Origin of the sequence: Cellulomonas sp. McL0617 (genome assembly GCF_049994875.1) — a bacterium.
GTDB lineage: Bacteria > Actinomycetota > Actinomycetes > Actinomycetales > Cellulomonadaceae > Cellulomonas.
The window spans coordinates 779,695-799,065 of record NZ_CP188256.1 but is presented as its reverse complement, the minus strand read 5'-3'; the positions used below and the strand labels follow the sequence as shown (position 1 = coordinate 799,065).

Sequence of the window (19,371 nt, the reverse complement as noted above, 5' to 3'; positions counted from 1 at the left end):
TCCCCGACGGGAGGATCCTCGACCCATGACCGTCCGGCTGCCCTTGCCCTCCCGTCCCGTCGCAGACCCGCGCGCGACCGTCGTCGGAGATCGCTTCCGTGTCACCGTCCTCACCGACGGGCTGCTGCGGCTCGAGCACTCGCCCGACGGGGTCTTCGAGGACCGCGCCTCGACGTTCGCCCTCAACAGAGAGCTGCCGGTGCCCGAGTTCCGCGTGATCTCGTCGGACACGCACCTCGAGGTGCTGACCGACCGGCTGCACCTCGTGTACGACCGTGGGCCCTTCAGCACCAGCGGGCTGAGCGTCTCCGTCCGCGGTGGCGTCAGCTCGTACCACTCGGTCTGGCGGTTCGGCGACGACCAGCCAAGCCTGGGCGGGACCGCGCGCACCCTCGACGGGGCCGACGGAGCGGTCCCGCTCGAGCCCGGCGTCGTGTCGCGCGAGGGGTTCGCCGTCCTGGACGACTCCCGCTCGATGCTTCTCGAGAGCGACGGCTGGGTGACACCCCGCGACGGATCGCGCACGGACCTCTATGTCTTCGCCTACGGCCACGACTACCGCGCCGCCGTCCAGGCCCTGTACGCGGTCTCCGGTCCCACGCCGGTCCTGCCGCGCTACGCGCTGGGCAACTGGTGGAGCCGGTACCACCGGTACACGTCGGACAGCTACTCCGCGATCCTGGACAGGTTCGTCGCCGAGGACATCCCGATCGCCGTGGCCGTGCTGGACATGGACTGGCACCTCACGGAGATCGACCCGGCGATCGGCAGCGGCTGGACCGGCTACACGTGGAACCGTGAGCTCTTCCCGGATCCCGCGGCGTTCCTGGCGTCGCTGCACGACCGTGGCCTGCGCGTGACGCTCAACGTCCATCCGGCGGACGGCGTGCGCGCGCACGAAGAGGCGTACCCGGCCGTCGCGGCGGCGCTGGGACGGTCCGCGGACTCCGGCGACCCGATCCCGTTCGACGTCACAGACCGCGCATTCCTCGACGCCTACTTCGACGTGCTGCACCGAGGCCTCGAGCGGGACGGCGTCGACTTCTGGTGGCTCGACTGGCAGTCGGGGCCGCACTCGCGCGTGGCGGGCATCGACCCGTTGTGGATGCTCAACCACTTTCACTTCCTCGACTCCGCACGCGACGGACAGCGCGCTCTGACGTTCTCCCGGTTCGCCGGGCCGGGCAGCCACCGCTACCCCGTCGGATTCTCCGGCGACACGGTGATCTCCTGGGCGTCGCTCGCGTTCCAACCGCACTTCACCGCCGCGGCCGCCAACATCGGCTACGGCTGGTGGAGCCACGACATCGGTGGCCACATGTTCGGCGCCAAGGACGACGAGCTGGCCACGCGCTGGGTGCAGCTGGGTGTCTTCTCCCCGATCCTGCGCCTGCACTCCACCGCGAACGCCTTCTCGACGAAGGAGCCGTGGACGTTCGAGCCGGCCGCGCACGCGGTCATGGCGGCCCACCTGCGTCTGCGACACCGGCTCGTCCCGTACCTGCACTCCATGAACCACCGGGCCGCGCATGAGGGGCGGCCCCTGGTCGAGCCGCTCTACCATCAGTGGCCCGACGCCGCGGAGGCCTACGACGCGCCCGCCCAGTTCCTGTTCGGCAGCGAGCTGATGGTCGCCGCGATCACCGAGCCCGCGGACGCCCGCACGCGCACGGCCGCCGTACGGACCTGGCTCCCGGCCGGCACCTGGGTCGACGTGCTCACCGGCCTCGTCTACGACGGCGACCGGCAGCTCCTGATGCACCGGGACCTCGCGACGATCCCCGTCCTCGCACGGTCCGGGGCGATCGTGGTGCTCGACGGCGACGACGTGCTCGGGAACGACCCGGTCAACCCGTCGCGGCTCGAGGTCCTCGTCGTCGTCGGCGCCGACGGTGCGTTCACGCTCGTCGAGGACGACGGGACCGACGCCGGCACCGTCCGCACGGCCCTGACGTTCGACCAGGAGTCCGGGACGCTCACGGTCTCCCCCGCCGAGGGGCAGACCGACTGCCTGCCGGCGCGCCGCCGATGGACGGTCACGTTCGTCGCGTTCGACGGCGCCGACCCCACGGTGGACGTCCCGGGCGCACGGACCGCCCGGCGGGACGGCCGGGTCTCGGTGACGGTCGACGACGTCCCTGTCGGCGAGGCGTTCACGGTGTCGGTCGGACCACGACCGCGGCTCGCGTCCAACGACGTGCCGACCCGCCTGTTCGCGCTCCTCGACCGCGCGCAGATCTCGTACGACCTCAAGTCACGGGTTCTGGAGGTCGCGACGTCGGACGCGCCGTTGGCCGTGCGGATCTCCCACCTGCAGGCGCTCGAGCTGGACCAGCCCATGGCGGCCGCGGTCAACGAGCTCCTGCTCGCACGGGCCGAGCGCGGGTGAGGAGGGGCGCGCAGGCGCCCCACACATCAGTCCTCGATGCGGTGGTGGAGCATGCGCGCCACCTCGGCGATCGTGCCCGACATCGACGGGTAGACCGTGGACGTCTCGGCGATCTGGTCGGTGGTGATGCGGTACTTCACGGCGAGCGTCAGCGGGAAGATCGACTCGCTCGCGCGCGGACCCACCACGACCGCACCGACGACGACGCCCGAACCCGCGTGGGCGAAGATCTTGATGAACCCGTCGCGGACGCCGAGCATCTTGGCGCGCGGGTTGCGGGCCAGCGGCAGCATGCTGACGGAGTACGTGATGCCGCGCGCCTGCATCTGGGTCTCGGTCAGGCCGACCGTGGCGATCTCGGGCATCGTGAAGATGTTCGACGACACCCCTCGCAGCGAGAGCGGCGCGACGGCGTCGCCGAGCGCGTGCGCCATCGCGAGGCGCCCCTGCGTGGCCGCTACGGAGGCGAGCGGGAGGACACCGGTCACGTCGCCGGCCGCATAGATGCCCCGGACGTTGGTGCGTGAGACCTTGTCCACCTCGATGTGCCCGGACGGCGTCAGCCGGACCCCGGCCTCCTCCAGCCCGAGGCCGCGCGACGTCGGGATCGAGCCGACGGCGAACAGGACGTGCGTGCCCTCGACCACCCGCCCGTCGGCCAGGGTGACCTCGACGCCGTCGGCGGTCCGGACGGCCTTCGACGCCCGCGACTGCGACATCACGGTCATGCCGCGGGTCTTGAACACGTCCTCGAGCAGCTGGGCGGCGTCGGCGTCCTCGCCGGGCAGCACCCGGTCGCGGCTGGACACGAGGACCACCTCGGCGCCCAGCGACGTGTACGCGCCGGCGAACTCGGCGCCCGTGACGCCGGACCCGACGACGATGAGCTTCTTGGGCAGCTCGGGCAGGTCGTACAGCTGCGTCCAGGTCAGGATGCGCTCGCCGTCGGGCTGGGCCTCGGGCAGCATCCGCGGGGTGGCGCCGGTGGCGACGAGGACGACGTCCGCGTCGAGCGTCAGGTCGTCGACACCGTCGGGCGTGGTGACCAGCACGCGCGACGGTCCGTCGAGCCGGCCGTGGCCGAGGATGATGCGGACGCCCTCGCGCTCCAGCCGGGCGCGGATGTCCGCCGACTGAGCGGTCGCGAGCGCCTTGACGCGGGTGTTGACGGCGGCGAGGTCGATGCGGTGGCGCAGGAGGTCCAGGCCGCTGCCGTCCAGGGCCGTGCCGTCCAGGCGGATGCCCAGCTCGGGGGCGCGGTCGGCGATCGTCATCCACTCCGCGGTCGCGATCAGGGTCTTCGAGGGGACGACGTCGGTCAGCACGGCTGCGCCACCGAGGCCGGCGGCCTCGACGACCGTGACGTCCGCGCCGAGGCGCCGGCCGACGAGCGCGGCCTCGTAGCCGCCGGGTCCGCCGCCGATGACGACGACGCGTTGGTTGGCCGATTCCTGCGACGGGGTGCTCACAGAAAGACATTCTGCCGCTCAGACGCCGCCGGGCCAGCGGGTTAGCCTTCGACCATGAGCCACGTCACATCCCTGGACGACCCGACGACAGACCCGTTCGACGTCGCGAGGGCCGCCGCGGCGTACATCGCCGAGGCGACCGGCGTACCGACGCACGACGTCGCCCTCGTGCTCGGCTCGGGCTGGGGCGGTGCGGCCGACCTGCTGGGCGAGACCGTCGCGGAGCTGCCGAGCCACAAGGTGCCGGGCTTCTCCAAGCCTGCGGTCGTGGGGCACGTGGGCACGATCCGCTCCATCCGGATCGGAGGGTCGTTGGGAGCTCCCGCCAAGCACGCACTCGTCCTGGGGAGCCGCACGCACCTCTACGAGGGCCGGGGGGTGCGGCGCGTGGTGCACGGTGTGCGCACCGCCGCGGCGGCGGGTGCATCGACCATCGTGCTCACCAACGGTTGCGGCGGCCTCAACCCCGCCTGGGCCCCCGGCACTCCCGTCCTGATCAGCGACCACATCAACCTCACCGCGACCTCGCCGCTCGAGGGTGCGACGTTCGTGGACCTGACGGACCTGTACTCGTCGCGGCTGCGGGCGATCGCCCGCCGGGTCGACGCCTCGCTCGACGAGGGTGTCTACGTGCAGTTCCCCGGGCCGCACTACGAGACGCCGGCCGAGGTGCAGATGGCGGGCCGCATCGGCGGAGACCTGGTCGGCATGTCGACGTCGCTCGAGGCGATCGCGGCCCGGCACGCCGGGCTCGAGGTGCTCGGCATCTCACTGGTCACCAACCTCGCCGCCGGCATCAGCCCAGTTCCGCTCAGCCACGCGGAGGTGCTCGAGGCGGGCGCGGCGGCCGGTCCGCGGATCAGCGCCCTGCTCGCCGAGATCGTCCGCCACCTCTGAGGGAGCGCCCACCGGCGGGCGTGAGTAGTTTGGCCCCATGACCGGCGACGATGCGTGGGCAGACCTCCGGACGCGCGTGCAGGTATGGATCGACGATGATCCCGATCCCCAGACGGCCGACGAGCTCCGTGCGCTGCTGACGCTGGCCGACGCGCAACGCCCCGACACCCCCGAGCCCGACCCGACGCAGCGGCAGGTGATCGACGCCCGCCGCGCGGCCCGCGCCGAGCTGGCCGACCGGTTCACCGGGCTCCTGCAGTTCGGCACCGCGGGCCTGCGCGGGCGGCTCGGAGCCGGTCCGCACCGGATGAACCGCGCGGTCGTCATCCGCGCGGCCTCCGGGCTGGCGGACTACCTGCTGGGCGAGCTGGACGGCGTGCACCCGCGACCGCGCGTCGTCATCGGGTACGACGCCCGCCACCGGTCGGTGGACTTCGCGCGCGACTCGGCGGCCGTGCTGACCGCGGTCGGCATCGAGGTGCTGGTCCTGCCGGAGTCGCTGCCCACCCCGGTGCTGGCGTTCGCGGTGCGGCACCTGGACGCCGACGCGGGGATCATGGTCACGGCGTCGCACAACCCCCGCGAGGACAACGGCTACAAGGTCTACCTGGGCGGCCGTGTGGTCACCGACTCGGGCCAGGGCTCGCAGATCGTGCCGCCGGCCGACGCCGCGATCGCCGCCGAGATCGCCCACGTCCCGTCGGTCGCCTCCGTGCCGAGGACGACGAACGGCTGGACCATGCTCGGCTTCGACGTGCTCGACGCCTACGTCGACGCGGTCGTGGCGCTGGCGCCCACCGACGAGGCGAGCCGCGCCGCCGCGGCCCGGCTGAAGATCGTGCTCACGCCGCTGCACGGGGTGGGCGGCGAGGTGGCCCAGCGGGTGCTCGAGCGGGCCGGGTTCGCTCACGTCGTGATCGTGCCGGAGCAGTTCGAGCCGGACCCCGACTTCCCGTCGATCGCGTTCCCGAACCCCGAGGAGCCGGGCGCGATCGACATGGCCACCGGCCTGGCCAGCGACGAGGGCGCCCATCTGGTGCTCGCGCTCGACCCGGACGCGGACCGGTGCGCCGTCGCCGTGCAGGATCCGCGGCACCGCAGCCATCGCGGTCCCGACACCGCCGAGGCCGAGGGCTGGCGCATGCTGCACGGTGACGAGACCGGGGCACTGCTGGGCACGGCGATGGCCGCCCGCTGGCTCGCCGCCGACGCGGAGCCGGACGCCACGACCCCGACGTTCGCCAGCTCGATCGTCTCGTCGCGCCTGCTCGGCAAGATCGCCGCGTCGGCAGGTCTCGGCTACGCGCAGACGCTCACGGGGTTCAAGTGGATCTCCCGCGTCGACCACCTGGCGTTCGGGTACGAGGAGGCGCTGGGCTACTGCGTCGACCCGGGCAACGTCCGCGACAAGGACGGCATCTCCGCGGCGCTGCTGATGGCCGGGCTGGCGGCACGGCTGCACGCCGAGGGCCGCACGCTGATCGATGCCCTCGACGACATCGCGCGCACCCACGGCCTGCACCTGACCGACCAGGTGTCGGCCCGGTTCACGGCGCAGGACCAGATCCTCCCGCTGGTGCACGGGGTGAGGCGGCGGCCCCCGACGACGTTGGGCGGCTCGCGTGTGATCCAGGTGGTCGACCTGGCCGCCGGTACCGAGGACGACCGCGACGGCCTGCCGGCCACCGACGGCCTGCGCCTGCTGACCGAGGACGGCACGCGCGTCGTCGTGCGCCCGAGCGGCACCGAGCCCAAGGTCAAGGCGTACCTGGAGGTCATCCAGCCGGTGGGCTCGCACGCCGACCGCGCGGCACTGAGCCACGCGCGCGAGGAGGCTCGCCGGCGGCTGGACGCGGTCGCCGCCGACGTCCGGGCGACCCTCGGGATCTAGGTGCGCCGGGCGCGCTCCGGTGAGCGAAGATGAACCTGTGAGGACGAGCGAGAACGCACGAGGCAGAGCATGACCGGCACCGAGATCGCACCGAGCGAGCGAGCCGTCGCGCTCCTCGGCGGTGAGGCGAACGACGCCAACCTGCGTCGCTACCTGCACGGCATCCCGGGCGTCGACGCGGTCGGCCTCGAGCAGCGCGCCGCCGGGCTGGGCACGCGGTCCATCAAGACGACCTCGAAGGCGTGGGCGCTGGACCGGATCATCGGGCTCATCGACCTGACCACCCTCGAGGGCGCCGACACGCCCGGCAAGGTGCGGTCCCTCGTCGCGAAGGCCGTGACCCCGGACCCCGCCGACCCGACGTGCCCGCGGGTCGCGGCGGTCTGCGTGTACGGCGACATGGTCCCGCACGCGGTCGAGGCGCTCGGTGCGCTGCACGGAGACCCCGCCACCGGCAAGATCGCGGTCGCCGCGGTCGCCACCGCGTTCCCCAGCGGTCGCGCGTCGCGGTCCATCAAGCTCGAGGACACGGCCGACGCCGTCGCCGCCGGTGCCGACGAGATCGACATGGTCATCGACCGCGGCGCGTTCCTGGCCGGCCGCTACGGGCAGGTCTACGACGAGATCGTCGCGGTCAAGGAATCCTGCCGACGCGCCGACGGCACGTATGCGCACCTCAAGGTCATCCTCGAGACCGGCGAGCTGAACACCTACGACAACGTCCGCCGGGCAAGCTGGCTGGGCATCCTGGCAGGCGGCGACTTCATCAAGACGTCGACCGGCAAGGTCGCGCCCGCGGCCACGCTGCCGGTCACGCTGCTCATGCTCGAGGTGGTCCGCGACTGGTTCCGGCTCTCCGGGCAGAAGATCGGTGTGAAGCCCGCGGGCGGCATCCGCGCCTCGAAGGACGCGATCAAGTACCTGGTGACCGTCGCCGAGACGGCCGGCGAGGAGTGGCTGACGCCGGAGCTGTTCCGGTTCGGCGCCTCCAGCCTGCTCAACGACGTGCTCCTGCAGCGCCAGAAGGTGACGACCGGCCACTACTCCGGTCCCGACTACGTGACGATCGACTGAGGACCCCTGATGACCTTCCTGGAGTACGCACCGGCGCCGGAGTCGCAGGCGATCCTCAACCTGCGCAGCGAGTACGGGCTGTTCGTCGGCGGTGAGTTCCGGGCCGGCAACGGGACGCCGTTCTCGTCGATCAACCCGGCCACCGAGAAGCACATCGCGACGATCGCGACGGCGTCCGAGGCCGATGTGGACGCCGCCGTCGCGGCCGCCCGCAAGGCCTACGACACGACGTGGTCCCGCCTGAGCGGCGCTGACCGCGGCAAGTACCTGTTCCGCATCGCGCGCCTGCTCCAGGAGCGCTCGCGCGAGCTGGCCGTGGCCGAGAGCCTGGACAACGGCAAGCCGATCAAGGAGTCCCGCGACGTCGACGTGCCGCTGGTCGCCGCCTGGTTCTTCTACTACGCCGGCTGGGCGGACAAGCTCGACCACGTCGGCCTCGGTTCGGCGCCCCGTCCGCTCGGGGTCGCCGCCCAGGTGATCCCGTGGAACTTCCCGCTGCTGATGCTCGCGTGGAAGATCGCCCCGGCGCTGGCCGCGGGCAACACCGTGGTGCTCAAGCCGGCCGAGACCACGTCGCTGACCGCATTGCTGTTCGCCGAGATCGTGCAGCAGGCCGACCTGCCGCCGGGCGTCGTCAACATCGTCACGGGCGCGGGCGCGACCGGTGCCGCGCTGGTCGGGCACGGCGACGTCGACAAGGTGGCGTTCACGGGCTCCACGGACGTCGGGCGGGCGATCGCCAAGCAGGTGGCCGGCACGCGCAAGAAGCTCACGCTGGAGCTGGGTGGCAAGGCGGCGAACATCGTGTTCGACGACGCGCCCATCGACCAGGCCATCGAGGGAATCGTCAACGGCATCTTCTTCAACCAGGGCCACGTCTGCTGCGCGGGAAGCCGCCTGCTGGTCCAGGAGTCGGTGCACGAGGAGGTCGTCTCCCGGTTGAAGGACCGCCTGTCGACGTTGCGCCTGGGCGACCCCTTGGACAAGAACACGGACATCGGGGCGATCAACAGCGCGGAGCAGCTCGAGCGCATCCGGACGCTGAGCGACATCGGCGAGGCCGAGGGCGCCGACCGGTGGACCGCCGCGTGCGAGATCCCCGCGAACGGGTTCTGGTTCGCACCGACGATCTTCGACAACGTCTCGACGAGCCACCGGATCGCCCGCGAGGAGATCTTCGGACCCGTGCTCTCGGTCCTGACGTTCCGCACCCCCGCCGAGGCGATCGCCAAGGCCAACAACACGCCGTACGGCCTGTCGGCAGGCATCTGGACCGACAAGGGCAGCCGCATCCTGGCCGTCGCCGACAAGCTGCGCGCCGGTGTGATCTGGGCCAACACGTTCAACCGGTTCGACCCGGCCAGCCCGTTCGGCGGGTACAAGGAGTCCGGTTACGGCCGCGAGGGCGGCCGGCACGGGATCGCCGCCTACCTGAAGGGGGCAGACGCGTGAGCCGCCTCGCCGTTCCCAAGACGTACAAGCTCTACATCGGCGGCGCGTTCCCGCGCAGCGAGTCGGGCCGCACGTACGAGATCGCCAGCGCCAAGGGCGCGTTCCTGGCCAACGCCGCCAAGGCGTCCCGCAAGGACGCGCGCGACGCGGTCGTGGCCGCCCGTGCCGCACAGGGCGGCTGGTCGGGCGCGACCGCGTACAACCGCGGGCAGGTGCTCTACCGGATCGCGGAGCTGCTCGAGGGCCGACGCGAGCAGTTCGTCGCGGAGATCGTCGACGCCGAGGGTGTCTCGTCGGCCAAGGCGACCGCACAGGTGGACGCCGCCATCGACCGGTGGGTCTGGTACGCGGGCTGGGCGGACAAGTACGCGCAGGTCTCCGGGAACGCCAACCCCGTCTCCGGCCCGTACTTCAACCTCTCGGTGCCCGAACCCACCGGCGTCGTGGCGATCGTCGCGCCGCAGGACTCGTCGCTGCTCGGGCTCGTGTCCGTCGTCGCGCCCGCCCTGGTGGCCGGCAACACGGTCGTCGTGGTGGCGTCGGAGAGACTGCCGCTGTCCGCGATCAGCCTCGCCGAGGTGCTCGCGACGAGCGACGTGCCCAAGGGCGTGGTCAACGTGCTCACCGGGTCGCCGGCCGAGATCGCGCCCTGGCTCGCCAGCCACGCCGACGTCAACGGTCTGGACCTCGCCGGTGCGGGCGACCTCGACTGGGTCGACCTGCAGATCGCCGCCGCCGACACGCTGAAGCGCGTCCTGCCCCCGGAGGAGGTCGGTCAGTCGCTGGGCCGCATCACGGCCTTCACGGAGACCAAGACCGTCTGGCACACGAAGGGCCTGATCTAGGCGCGGTCCCACGACGGAGACCCCCGCGGCCGGGTCGGTGCGGCGTGCCCGGGGTCTCAGGCCAGCAGGGTGCGCGCACGGCGTGCCGTGAGGACGCCTACGACGAGCCACGCGGTCACCAGCCCGACGTACAGGACGACCGCCCACGACGCGAGCACCGCCCACCCGGTCGCCGCGGCCAGGGCGCTCGTGCCGGTGACCACCGTGCCGAGCGGGAACGTGAAGCTCCACCACGGCAGCCCGAACGGCGGCCGCGCGAGGACGGTGATCACCGCGACGACCGCGAGCCACGCCATGGCGGCGGCCCAGGCGACCAGCCCGTACGCCAGCCCGAACGTCCGCGCGCCCGGGCCTGCGACCAGGCCGAGAAGGTGGGCCGCGGTGATCGACTGGCCGAGCGGGCCCAGCACGATCCAGAGGGTCGGCACCAGCGCCGCCGGCCCGGGGCCGTGCGCGACCAGGCGTCGCAGCACGAGGGGGATCACGACGGCGCTCGCCAGGAGCGAGAAGCCGAACAGGCCGTAGCAGAGCACGACCATGGCGTGGCGGCCCGGACCGGGTGCCAGGTGCGCGGCGAGGAGGGCGCCCGTGGCCGCCGAGACCATCGGGGGCACGACGGGCATCAACCAGCCGCCGAACGCGCTGCCGGCGCCGCGCACGACCGGCAGGAGCGCGGCGCACACGAGCCCCCCGAGCGTGCCGACGACCCACAGGACCCAGGCGATCGTGAGGGCCGCAGGAAGCCCGACCAGGTCACGCCCGAGAAGCAGGGTCCCGGTCGCGACGGTGAGCAGCGACATCGGCATCGCACCGTAGAAGTTTCCCATCACGGGGTGCCGCAGGTGGGCGCGGGCCTCGACCGGGTGCAGCCGCCAGTGCGTCACGGTCGCGACCGTGACGGCGACGAGCAGCCCCACGGCGAGCAGCCAGACCAGCAGCGCGACGGTGTGCAGCCCCGTCACCTGGTGCGGCAGCGTGACGGCCGCGTCGGCGACGATGCCCGTGCCCATGACCGTGGCATACCAGTTGGGTCCGACGGCCGAGAGGCGGCGAGGGGTGGTGGCGACGACTGCCGGCCGCTCGAGGATCGAGGTCATGCGTCCAGCGTGCGGTCGAGCCGCGCTCCGCAGTAGACGGCTCGAGCTGATCGAGTCATCAGCCCGCCTGATGGCCGGGCATACACTGGGCTGATGGGCCTGACCCACGTCCCCGACCTCGACTCGCTCGAGCTGCTCATCCGCGTCGCGTCGACCGGCAGCCTCGGTCAGGCGGCCCTCGCCCACGGCATCAGCCAGCCCGCCGTCTCGGCGCGGATCAAGGGCATGGAACGGCTGGTCGGGTTCCCGTTGGTCACCCGCAGCGCACGCGGCTCGACGCTGACCACGCAGGGTTCCCTGCTGGCCGACTGGGCCCGCGACGTTCTGGCCGCCGCCGAGGCCCTCGAGGCAGGGATCGGCTCGCTGCGGCACGATCGCCAGGGTCGGCTCCGGGTGGCGGCGAGCCTGACCGTGGCCGAGCAGCTCCTGCCGCTCTGGCTCGTGCGTCTCGCCGCCGCGCACCCCGAGACCGCGGTGAGCCTCTCGGCCCTGAACAGCGCCGACGTCGCCGCCGGAGTGCTGGACGGATCGGCCGACCTGGGCTTCGTCGAAGGACCGCACCTGCCCGGCGGCCTCGATGCGCAGACGGTCGCCCGCGACCGGCTCGTCGTCGTGGTGGCTCCCGGGCACCCGTGGGCCCGTCTGCGACGTCCCCTGGCCCCCGAGACGCTCGCGGCGACCCGCCTGGTCCAGCGCGAGCCGACCTCGGGCACGCGCACGGCGCTCGAGACCGCCCTGCAGCCGTGGGCGCCGCTGGCGGTCCCGCTGCTCGAGCTGGCGAACACGAGCGCGCTGCGGTCCGCGGTCGCCGCCGGCGCCGGGCCCGCGGTGCTCAGTGAGCTCGCGGTCGCCGACGACGTGACCGCGGGCCGGATGGTCCGGGTGCCCGTCCGCGACCTCGACCTGACGCGGTCGCTGCGCGCCGTGTGGCCCCGCGGTCAGCGTCCGACGGGCTCGGCGCGCGACCTCCTCGCGATCGCCGCGACGCGTTCCTAGTCAGGACGCCTAGGCGCGGTGCCGGCCGGGACGCGCGGCCGCGTACGCCGGCAGGAGGACCGTCTCGATGAGGGCCTGGCGCTCGTCGTGGTGCAGGAACGTGTGCGAGGCGGCGGTGACCGCGACGTCGCGCAGGTCGTCCAACGTCCAGCCGGCCTGCTCGACCAGCAGCGTCAGCTCGCGGGTCAGCGTGGTCCGGGACTGCAGCCGGTTGTCGGTGTTCACCGTGACCGCGAAACCCAGACGCTTGAGCCGGGTCACCGGGTGCTCGGCGATCGAGGCCGCGCCGCCGGTCTGCAGGTTCGAGGACGGGCACAGCTCGAGCGGGATGCGCCGGTCCCGGACCCAGTGCGCCAGCAGCCCGAGGTTGTCGCCCAGCTCGTCGACGGTGATGTCCTCGACGAGCCGGACCCCGTGCCCGATACGGGCCGCCTGCGCGAGGTGCACGGCCTCCGCCAGCGAGTCGTAGCCCGCGGCCTCGCCGGCGTGGACGGTGACCGGGAAGTTCGCGTCCCGGAGCGTGTGGAAGGCGGAGATGTGCCGCGACGGCGGGAAGCCGTCCTCGGCGCCCGCGATGTCGAAGCCGACCACGCCGTTGTCACGGTTTGCCAGCGTCAGCTCCGCGATCTCGTCCCACCGGTCGGCGTGCCGCATCGCGGTGACCAGGGTGCCGATGCGGATCGAGTGCCCCTGCGCGGCGGCCTCGGCCACCCCCTCGGCGAACCCGGCCTGCACGGCGTCGACCACCTGCTGGAGCGACAGCCCCTGCTGCAGGTGCTGCTCGGGCGCATACCGCTGCTCGGCGTAGACCACGCCGTCCGCAGCCAGGTCGATCGCGGACTCGCGCGCGACGCGGCGCAGGTGCTCCTCGGTCTGCATCACGGCGATCGTGTGGTCGAACGTCTCGAGGTAGCGGGGCAGCGTGCCCGAGGACGCGGCCTCGTAGAACCAGGTGCGCAGCTCCTCGGCGTCGGTGGCGGGCAGCTCGTGACCCGCCTCGGCGGCCATCTCGATCATGCTCTGCGGGCGCAGACCACCGTCGAGATGGTCGTGCAGCAGCACCTTCGGGAGCTTGGGGATGATCGCGAGGAGGTCGTCGGCGGGCGCGACGGTGTCGTCGGCGGGCACGACGGCGGGGGACTCGGCGGGGGCGCTCATGGCCTCACCGTACCGAATTGCCCCCTATGTCACTCCGCGCCGTCGTCGTCGGGCACCTCGGTGTCCTGCTCGACCACGTCGGCCTCGTCGGCCCGCCCGTCGAGGTCCGCGCGCGCGAACGCAGGCTGGTAGTCCTCGTCGTCGCTGTCATCGGTGTCGTCGACGAGGCTCACGGGCCGGTGCGGGTCCACCGGTGCCAGTCCTGCGTCGCGCCACGCGTCACTCCCGGGAACGGTGCTCATGACGTCCATCGTGCTCCCGCTGGGCGCCGAACGCACCCAGGTGCTGCGGCCTCGTCGAGACCCGTCGACTCAGGCCTCGATGCGGTCGATGACGAGCGGGCGGACCCCCACGGGCGTCCCGGCGGGGGCGATCACGACGCCGCCGTCGAGCGCCTCACGGGCGCGCGCGAACCGCTCCGGGGTGTCCGTGTGCAGGGTCAGCAGCGGCTGCCCGGCGCGGACGATGTCGCCCGGCCGCGCGTGCAGCTCGATGCCGGCGCCCGCCTGCACGGGGTCCTCCTTGCGCGCGCGACCCGCGCCGAGACGCCAGGCGGCGATGCCGACCGCGTAGGCGTCGAGCACGGTCACCGTGCCGTCGGTCTCGGCCAGCACGTGCTCGGACTCGCGCGCGACCGGCAGGGTCGCGTTCTCGTCGCCGCCCTGGGCCGCGATCATCCGCTTCCACACGTCCATCGCTCGCCCGTCTGCCAGGGCCGCGGCGGGGTCGCCGGCCACCCCGGCGGCCTCGAGCATCTCGACCGCGAGCGCGACGGTCAGCTCGACGACGTCGGCCGGACCGCCCCCGGACAGGACCTCGACCGACTCCCGCACCTCCAGCGCGTTGCCCGCGGTGAGTCCCAGCGGCGTGGACATGTCGGTGAGCAGCGCGACGGTGCGGACACCGGCGTCGGTGCCGAGGTCGACCATGGTGCGGGCCAGCTCGCGCGCGCGCTCGACGTCCTTCATGAACGCACCGGAGCCGACCTTGACGTCGAGCACCAGCGCGCCGGTCCCCTCGGCGATCTTCTTGCTCATGATCGACGCGGCGATCATCGGGATCGACTCGACGGTCCCCGTGACGTCGCGCAGCGCGTACAGCTTGCGGTCCGCCGGCGCCAGGCCGGACCCCGCCTGGCAGATGACCGCGCCGACGTCGTCGAGCTGCGCCATCATCTCGTCGTTGCTCAGCGCCGCACGCCAGCCGGGGATCGACTCCAGCTTGTCCAGGGTCCCGCCCGTGTGCCCGAGCCCGCGCCCGGACAGCTGGGGCACGGCGACGCCGAAGACCGCGACCAGCGGGGCGAGCGGCAGCGTGATCTTGTCGCCGACGCCACCCGTCGAGTGCTTGTCGGCGGTCGGCCGCGACAGCCCGGAGAAGTCGAGACGCTCGCCCGACGCGATCATCGCGGCGGTCCAGCGGGCGATCTCGGCGCGGTCCATCCCGTTGAGCAGGATCGCCATGGTCAGCGCGGACATCTGCTCCTCGGCCACCACGCCGCGCGTGTACGCGTCGACCACCCAGTCGATCTGGTCGTCGGACAGCCGGTGCCCGTCACGCTTGGCGACGATCACGTCGACGGCGTCGAAGCTCATGCCCGCTCCTCCAGGTCGGCCGGCCCGAACGCGTCCGGGAGCACCTCGGTCATCGGCTTGATCCCGTGCACCGTCTCGACGAGCAGCCGAGCCCCGCCGTGCTCCCAGAGCAGCTGACGGCACCGCCCGCAGGGCATCAGCACGTTGCCGTGCTTGTCCACGCAGGTGAACGCCACGAGCCGCCCGCCCCCGGTCACGTGCAGGCCGGACACCAGTGCGCACTCGGCGCACAGGGTGACCCCGTAGGACGCGTTCTCGACGTTGCAGCCCACGACGACGCGGCCGTCGTCGACGAGCGCGGCGGCACCCACGGGGAAGCTCGAGTACGGCGCGTACGCCCGGTGCATGACCTCGGTGGCGGCGGACCGCAGGGCGTCCCAGTCGATGGCGGCAGTATCGGTCTCGGAAGACACGTCAACCCTTCAGGTAGGGCACGCCGGCCGCCGCGGGCCCGCGCACCCGGCCGACGAACCCGGCGACGGCGAAGATCGTCAGCAGGTACGGCAGCATCTGCATGAACTGGCTGGGCACGGGGGTGCCGAGCACGGACAGTGCGGAGGCGAGCTTCGTCGCGAAGCCGAAGAGCAGTGCCGCGCCGAGCGAGCCGATCGGCGTCCAGCGGCCCAGGATCATGGCCGCGAGCGCGATGTAGCCCTTGCCGCCCGACATCTCCTGGCCGAACGCCCCGATGTAGCCGACGGTGAAGAACGCGCCGCCGAACCCGGCCGTCGCCGACCCCCACAGGACGTTGCGCCAGCGGGTGCGGTTGACCTGGATGCCGACGGTGTCCGCCGCCTCCGGGTGCTCGCCGACCGCGCGGACCCGCAGCCCCCAGCGGGTGCGGAACAGCGCGACCGTGAGCGCGACCACGGTGACGTACATGGCGTAGACGATCAGGGTCTGCCGGAACAGGACCGGGCCGAGCACCGGGATGGAGGACAGCACCGGGATCGCGATGGGCTGCATCAGCGGCGGCGTGTTCAGGGTCTCGGCGTTCGGCTTGAGGACGGCGGCGAACAGGAAGCTCGTCAGGCCCACGGCCAGCACGTTCAGCACCACGCCGACGATGATCTGGTTCACCGCGTACTTGACCGTGAAGAGGGCCAGCAGCAGCCCGAGCAGCCAGCCCGCCACCGGCGCCGCCAGCAGGCCGATGTAGGCGTTGCCCGTGACGCTGGCGACGACCGCGGCCGCGAACGCCCCGACGAGCAGCTGTCCCTCGATCGCGATGTTCACGACGCCCGAGCGCTCGCAGAACACCCCGCCGAAAGCCCCGAACGCGATCGGCACGGCGAGCAGCAACGACCCCTGCAGCAGGTCGACCAGCGACGTCGACTTTCCCTCGACGGCCCAGACGAGGAACGCGAACACCCACATGACCCCGAACAGCCCGCTGAGCCACAGCGGCGTCCGGCGGTAGCGCAGGGCCTGGAAGAACGAGTACGCGGCGATCGCGAGGCACAGGATCGACAGGATCACGCAGGTGGCCTTGGTCGACACGACCAGGGGTGAGAGCTGGACGGCGTCCGTCCGGAACGACAGGGCGAAGGTGGACGTCAGGCCGGAGGTCGACCCGATCCCGAACGCGAGCAGCGAGATCACGCCCAGCACGGCCAGCGTGATGGGCACGCGCAGGACCGGACGGGCGGTGACCACCGGGGCCTCGGCGAGCGGCTGCCGCTCGATGACGATGCTCATGCGGTCGCTCCCTTGAGGTCGGCGCCGGGTTCGGGGAGGCGGAAGATCGTGCGGACCAGGGTCGGTGCGGCGATGAACAGGACCACGAGCGCCTGCAGCACGAGGACGATGGAGATCGGGGTGCCGGTCACCACCTCCATGAAGCGACCGCCCGCGCTCAGGCCGCCGTAGAGGAGCCCGGCGAAGAAGATGCCGAGTGGCTTCGAGCGCCCGAGCAGGGCCACGGTGATGGCGTCGAAACCGATCGTGCCCGCGATGCCGTCGGTGAGGTACTTGGACGTGCCCAGCAGCTGGACCGCACCGGCCAGCCCGGCCAGCGCACCGGAGGTGAGCATCACGTAGACGGTGATCCGCTGGACCGAGATGCCCGCGGTGCGCGACGCGTTGGGGTTGAACCCGACGGCGCGGTACTGGAACCCGATGCGCGACCGCGACATCAACCACCAGACGAACACCGCGGCGAGGATCGCGATGATGAATCCCCACGTCACGCGGTACTGCGACCCGAACAGCAGCGGCAGCTGGGCCTCGGTTCGCACGGTGCGCGACTTCGGCTCGGCGGAACCGGCGACCCGGAACGCCTGGGTGGTCAGGAACCACGCCAGCAACGAGATGGCGACGTAGTTCAGCATGATCGTGACGATGACCTCGTGCGCCCCCGTCCGCGCCTTCAGCACACCGGCGATGCCGGCCCAGAACCCGCCGGCCACCAGACCGCCGACCAGGGACACCAGCAGCGCGATCCCGGTCGGCAGGTGCCACGTGAACCCCAGGTACGCGGCGAGCGTCGCGCCGAGGATGACCTGGCCCTGGGCACCGATGTTGAACAGGCCGGCCCGGAAGGCCACGGCCACCGCGAGCGCCGCGATGATCAGCGGCGTCGCGATCGTCATGGTCTCGGTCAGGGGCCGGATGGACTTGCTGAACGTCTTGGCGTCGTAGTCGTAGACCGCCCCGCGGAACAGGGCCGTGTAGGCCTCGCTCACGGCCTGCCACGCGGCCCGGAACAGGTCACCGGGCTTGGCGAAGAAGTAGTGCGCCGCCGCGGTGACCTCGGGGTTCACCGCCGCGATGAGGATGCCGCCGATGACCAGCGCGAGCACGAACGCCAGGACAGTCACCGTCGACCCGCTCGACGACACGCGGCGCAGCCACGACGCCGCGGCGTCCTCCGTGGGGTCCTTGGGCGGCGGCGCAGCCGGCGGGGCGTCCGCCAGGTGCGGCACGAGCTCGTCGGTCACAGGTCGCCCTCCTCGAGCATGGTCTCGGTGGTCGGGTGCTCTGCGGCCTGCTTGCGGGCCTCGTCGAGCGGGACGCCGGCCATCATCAGGCCCAGCACGTCGCGCGGGGTGTCGCCGGGCACGACGCCGATGATCTGCCCGCGGTACATCACGGCGATCCGGTCGGCCAGCGCGCTGACCTCGTCCAGCTCGGTCGAGACGAGGATCACCGGGGTGCCCGAGTCCCGCTCCTCGACGATCCGGCGGTGCAGGAACTCGATCGATCCGACGTCGACGCCGCGCGTCGGCTGGCTCGCGATGAACAGGCGCAGCGGGCGGGACAGCTCACGCGCGACGACGACCTTCTGCTGGTTGCCGCCCGACAGGCGACCGGCGGGCTGCGTGGGCCCCTGGGTGCGGATGTCGTACTCCTCGATGCGGGCCTGGGCGTTGGCCTGCACGGCCGCCAGGTCGACGCCGAGCGGGCTGCGGAAGCGCGGATCGAAGATGAGGTCGAGGACCAGGTTCTCGGCGACGCTGAACTCCCCGACCAGCCCGTCGTGCGAGCGGTCCTCGGGGACGAAGCCGATGCCGTGGTCGAGGATCTCGCGCACCGACTTCCCCACCAGCTCCGTGCCCTCCAGGACGACCGACCCGCGCAGGGACGGCGTCAGGCCGAGGATGGTCTCGGCGAGCTCGGACTGGCCGTTGCCCTGCACACCGGCGATCGCGAGGATCTCCCCGCGGGCGAGGTCGAACGAGACACCGTCGACCACGCGCGTCCCGGCGCCGTCCAGGACGAGCAGGTCACGGACCTGCAGCACGATCTCCCCAGGCTCGGCCGGCGCCTTGTCCAGGTCGAGCATCACCGCGCGGCCGACCATCATGGCGGCCAGCTCGGACTCGTCGGCGGTCGGCTCCGCGGAGCCCACGACGCGACCGCGCCGGATGACGGTGATGACGTCCGCGACGGCCCGGACCTCTCGCAGCTTGTGCGTGATGAAGACGATCGACGTCCCGGCCGCGGCGAGCTGGCGCATGATCTCGATCAGCTCGTCGGTCTCCTGCGGCGTCAGCACCGCGGTGGGCTCGTCGAGGATGAGGACCTTCGCGTCCCGGGCCATCGCCTTGATGATCTCGACCCGCTGCTGCACGCCCACGGGGAGGTCCTCGATGCGGGCGTCCGGGTTGACGTCGAACCCGAACCGGGCGGACAGCTCGCGCACGCGGGTTCGGGCGGTGTCGAGGTCGAGCAGCCCGCCGCGGGTCGACTCGTGCCCGAGCATGACGCTCTCGGCGACGGTGAAGACCGGGACGAGCATGAAGTGCTGGTGGACCATGCCGATGCCGGCGGCCAGCGCGTCGGACGGTCCCCGGAACTTCACGGCGGTGCCGTCGACGGCGATGTCCCCCTCGTCGGGCTCGTACAGCCCGAACAGGACGTTCATGAGCGTGGACTTGCCGGCCCCGTTCTCACCGAGCAGGGCGTGGATCTGCCCGGGCTCGATCACGAGGTCGATGTGGTCGTTGGCGACCAGCGGCCCGAACCGCTTGGTGATGCCCCGCAGCTCCAGCAGCACGTGCAGCCCT

Annotated in this window: 16 protein-coding genes; 7 read left to right on the top strand and 9 right to left on the bottom strand. The window is 72.3% G+C overall.

Annotated features, from left to right (window positions below; genetic code table 11):
- Window positions 1-25: 25 nt before the first annotated feature.
- Window positions 26-2,389 (top strand): TIM-barrel domain-containing protein, encoded by a 2,364-nt coding sequence (locus tag ACPPVS_RS03670; RefSeq protein WP_426594632.1) that lies wholly within the window; start codon window positions 26-28, stop codon window positions 2,387-2,389.
- Window positions 2,390-2,415: 26 nt separating this feature from the next.
- On the opposite strand, the gene ACPPVS_RS03665 is transcribed toward ACPPVS_RS03670, so the two are convergent.
- Entirely contained in the window at window positions 2,416-3,858 is a 1,443-nt protein-coding gene (locus tag ACPPVS_RS03665) for an NAD(P)H-quinone dehydrogenase (RefSeq protein ID WP_426594631.1), read from the bottom strand.
- Between the two features lie 54 nt (window positions 3,859-3,912).
- On the opposite strand from ACPPVS_RS03665, the gene ACPPVS_RS03660 reads away from it, so the two are divergent.
- The 5 genes from ACPPVS_RS03660 to ACPPVS_RS03640 all read left to right on the top strand — a co-directional run bounded on the left by ACPPVS_RS03660 (window position 3,913) and on the right by ACPPVS_RS03640 (window position 10,017).
- Window positions 3,913-4,755: a purine-nucleoside phosphorylase gene (locus tag ACPPVS_RS03660; protein WP_426594630.1), complete on the top strand. Its 843-nt coding sequence runs from the start codon at window positions 3,913-3,915 to the stop codon at window positions 4,753-4,755.
- Window positions 4,756-4,792: 37 nt separating this feature from the next.
- A complete protein-coding gene (locus ACPPVS_RS03655; protein ID WP_426594629.1) occupies window positions 4,793-6,646 on the top strand; it encodes a phospho-sugar mutase in 1,854 nt (617 codons plus the stop codon).
- 69 nt (window positions 6,647-6,715) lie between these two features.
- Window positions 6,716-7,720, top strand: a complete 1,005-nt coding sequence (gene deoC, locus ACPPVS_RS03650) for a deoxyribose-phosphate aldolase (RefSeq protein WP_426594628.1) — start codon at window positions 6,716-6,718, stop codon at window positions 7,718-7,720.
- Window positions 7,721-7,729: 9 nt separating this feature from the next.
- Window positions 7,730-9,172 carry an aldehyde dehydrogenase family protein gene (locus ACPPVS_RS03645; protein WP_426594627.1) on the top strand — a complete coding sequence of 481 codons (1,443 nt, stop codon included), beginning with the start codon at window positions 7,730-7,732 and terminating at the stop codon, window positions 9,170-9,172.
- Complete coding sequence (locus ACPPVS_RS03640; RefSeq protein ID WP_426594626.1) at window positions 9,169-10,017, top strand: aldehyde dehydrogenase family protein; 849 nt, start codon at window positions 9,169-9,171, stop codon at window positions 10,015-10,017. The genes ACPPVS_RS03645 and ACPPVS_RS03640 overlap by 4 nt, the downstream gene beginning before the upstream one ends.
- A 56-nt stretch (window positions 10,018-10,073) precedes the next feature.
- Here the strand turns inward: ACPPVS_RS03640 and ACPPVS_RS03635 are convergent, their stop codons facing one another.
- The gene (locus ACPPVS_RS03635; RefSeq protein ID WP_426594625.1) at window positions 10,074-11,114 is read right to left on the bottom strand and encodes a TDT family transporter; all 1,041 of its coding nucleotides are present in this window, start codon (window positions 11,112-11,114) and stop codon (window positions 10,074-10,076) included.
- A gap of 93 nt (window positions 11,115-11,207) precedes the next feature.
- On the opposite strand from ACPPVS_RS03635, the gene ACPPVS_RS03630 reads away from it, so the two are divergent.
- Window positions 11,208-12,110, top strand: a complete 903-nt coding sequence (locus tag ACPPVS_RS03630; protein WP_426594624.1) for a LysR family transcriptional regulator — start codon at window positions 11,208-11,210, stop codon at window positions 12,108-12,110.
- Window positions 12,111-12,119: 9 nt separating this feature from the next.
- On the opposite strand, the gene ACPPVS_RS03625 is transcribed toward ACPPVS_RS03630, so the two are convergent.
- The 7 genes from ACPPVS_RS03625 to ACPPVS_RS03595 form a co-directional block, all read right to left on the bottom strand.
- Window positions 12,120-13,268 carry an adenosine deaminase gene (locus tag ACPPVS_RS03625; protein ID WP_426594623.1) on the bottom strand — a complete coding sequence of 383 codons (1,149 nt, stop codon included), beginning with the start codon at window positions 13,266-13,268 and terminating at the stop codon, window positions 12,120-12,122.
- A gap of 29 nt (window positions 13,269-13,297) precedes the next feature.
- Complete coding sequence (locus tag ACPPVS_RS03620) at window positions 13,298-13,510, bottom strand: hypothetical protein (protein WP_426594622.1); 213 nt, start codon at window positions 13,508-13,510, stop codon at window positions 13,298-13,300.
- Window positions 13,511-13,579: 69 nt separating this feature from the next.
- Complete coding sequence (locus tag ACPPVS_RS03615) at window positions 13,580-14,863, bottom strand: thymidine phosphorylase (protein ID WP_426594621.1); 1,284 nt, start codon at window positions 14,861-14,863, stop codon at window positions 13,580-13,582.
- Window positions 14,860-15,210, bottom strand: a complete 351-nt coding sequence (locus tag ACPPVS_RS03610; protein WP_426595874.1) for a cytidine deaminase — start codon at window positions 15,208-15,210, stop codon at window positions 14,860-14,862. The genes ACPPVS_RS03615 and ACPPVS_RS03610 overlap by 4 nt, the downstream gene beginning before the upstream one ends.
- A gap of 67 nt (window positions 15,211-15,277) precedes the next feature.
- The gene (locus ACPPVS_RS03605; protein ID WP_426594620.1) at window positions 15,278-16,561 is read right to left on the bottom strand and encodes an ABC transporter permease; all 1,284 of its coding nucleotides are present in this window, start codon (window positions 16,559-16,561) and stop codon (window positions 15,278-15,280) included.
- Window positions 16,558-17,802: an ABC transporter permease gene (locus tag ACPPVS_RS03600; RefSeq protein ID WP_426594618.1), complete on the bottom strand. Its 1,245-nt coding sequence runs from the start codon at window positions 17,800-17,802 to the stop codon at window positions 16,558-16,560. The genes ACPPVS_RS03605 and ACPPVS_RS03600 overlap by 4 nt, the downstream gene beginning before the upstream one ends.
- On the bottom strand, window positions 17,799-19,361 hold the full coding sequence (locus ACPPVS_RS03595; protein ID WP_426594617.1) for an ABC transporter ATP-binding protein: 1,563 nt from the start codon (window positions 19,359-19,361) through the stop codon (window positions 17,799-17,801). The genes ACPPVS_RS03600 and ACPPVS_RS03595 overlap by 4 nt, the downstream gene beginning before the upstream one ends.
- Window positions 19,362-19,371 lie beyond the last annotated feature (10 nt).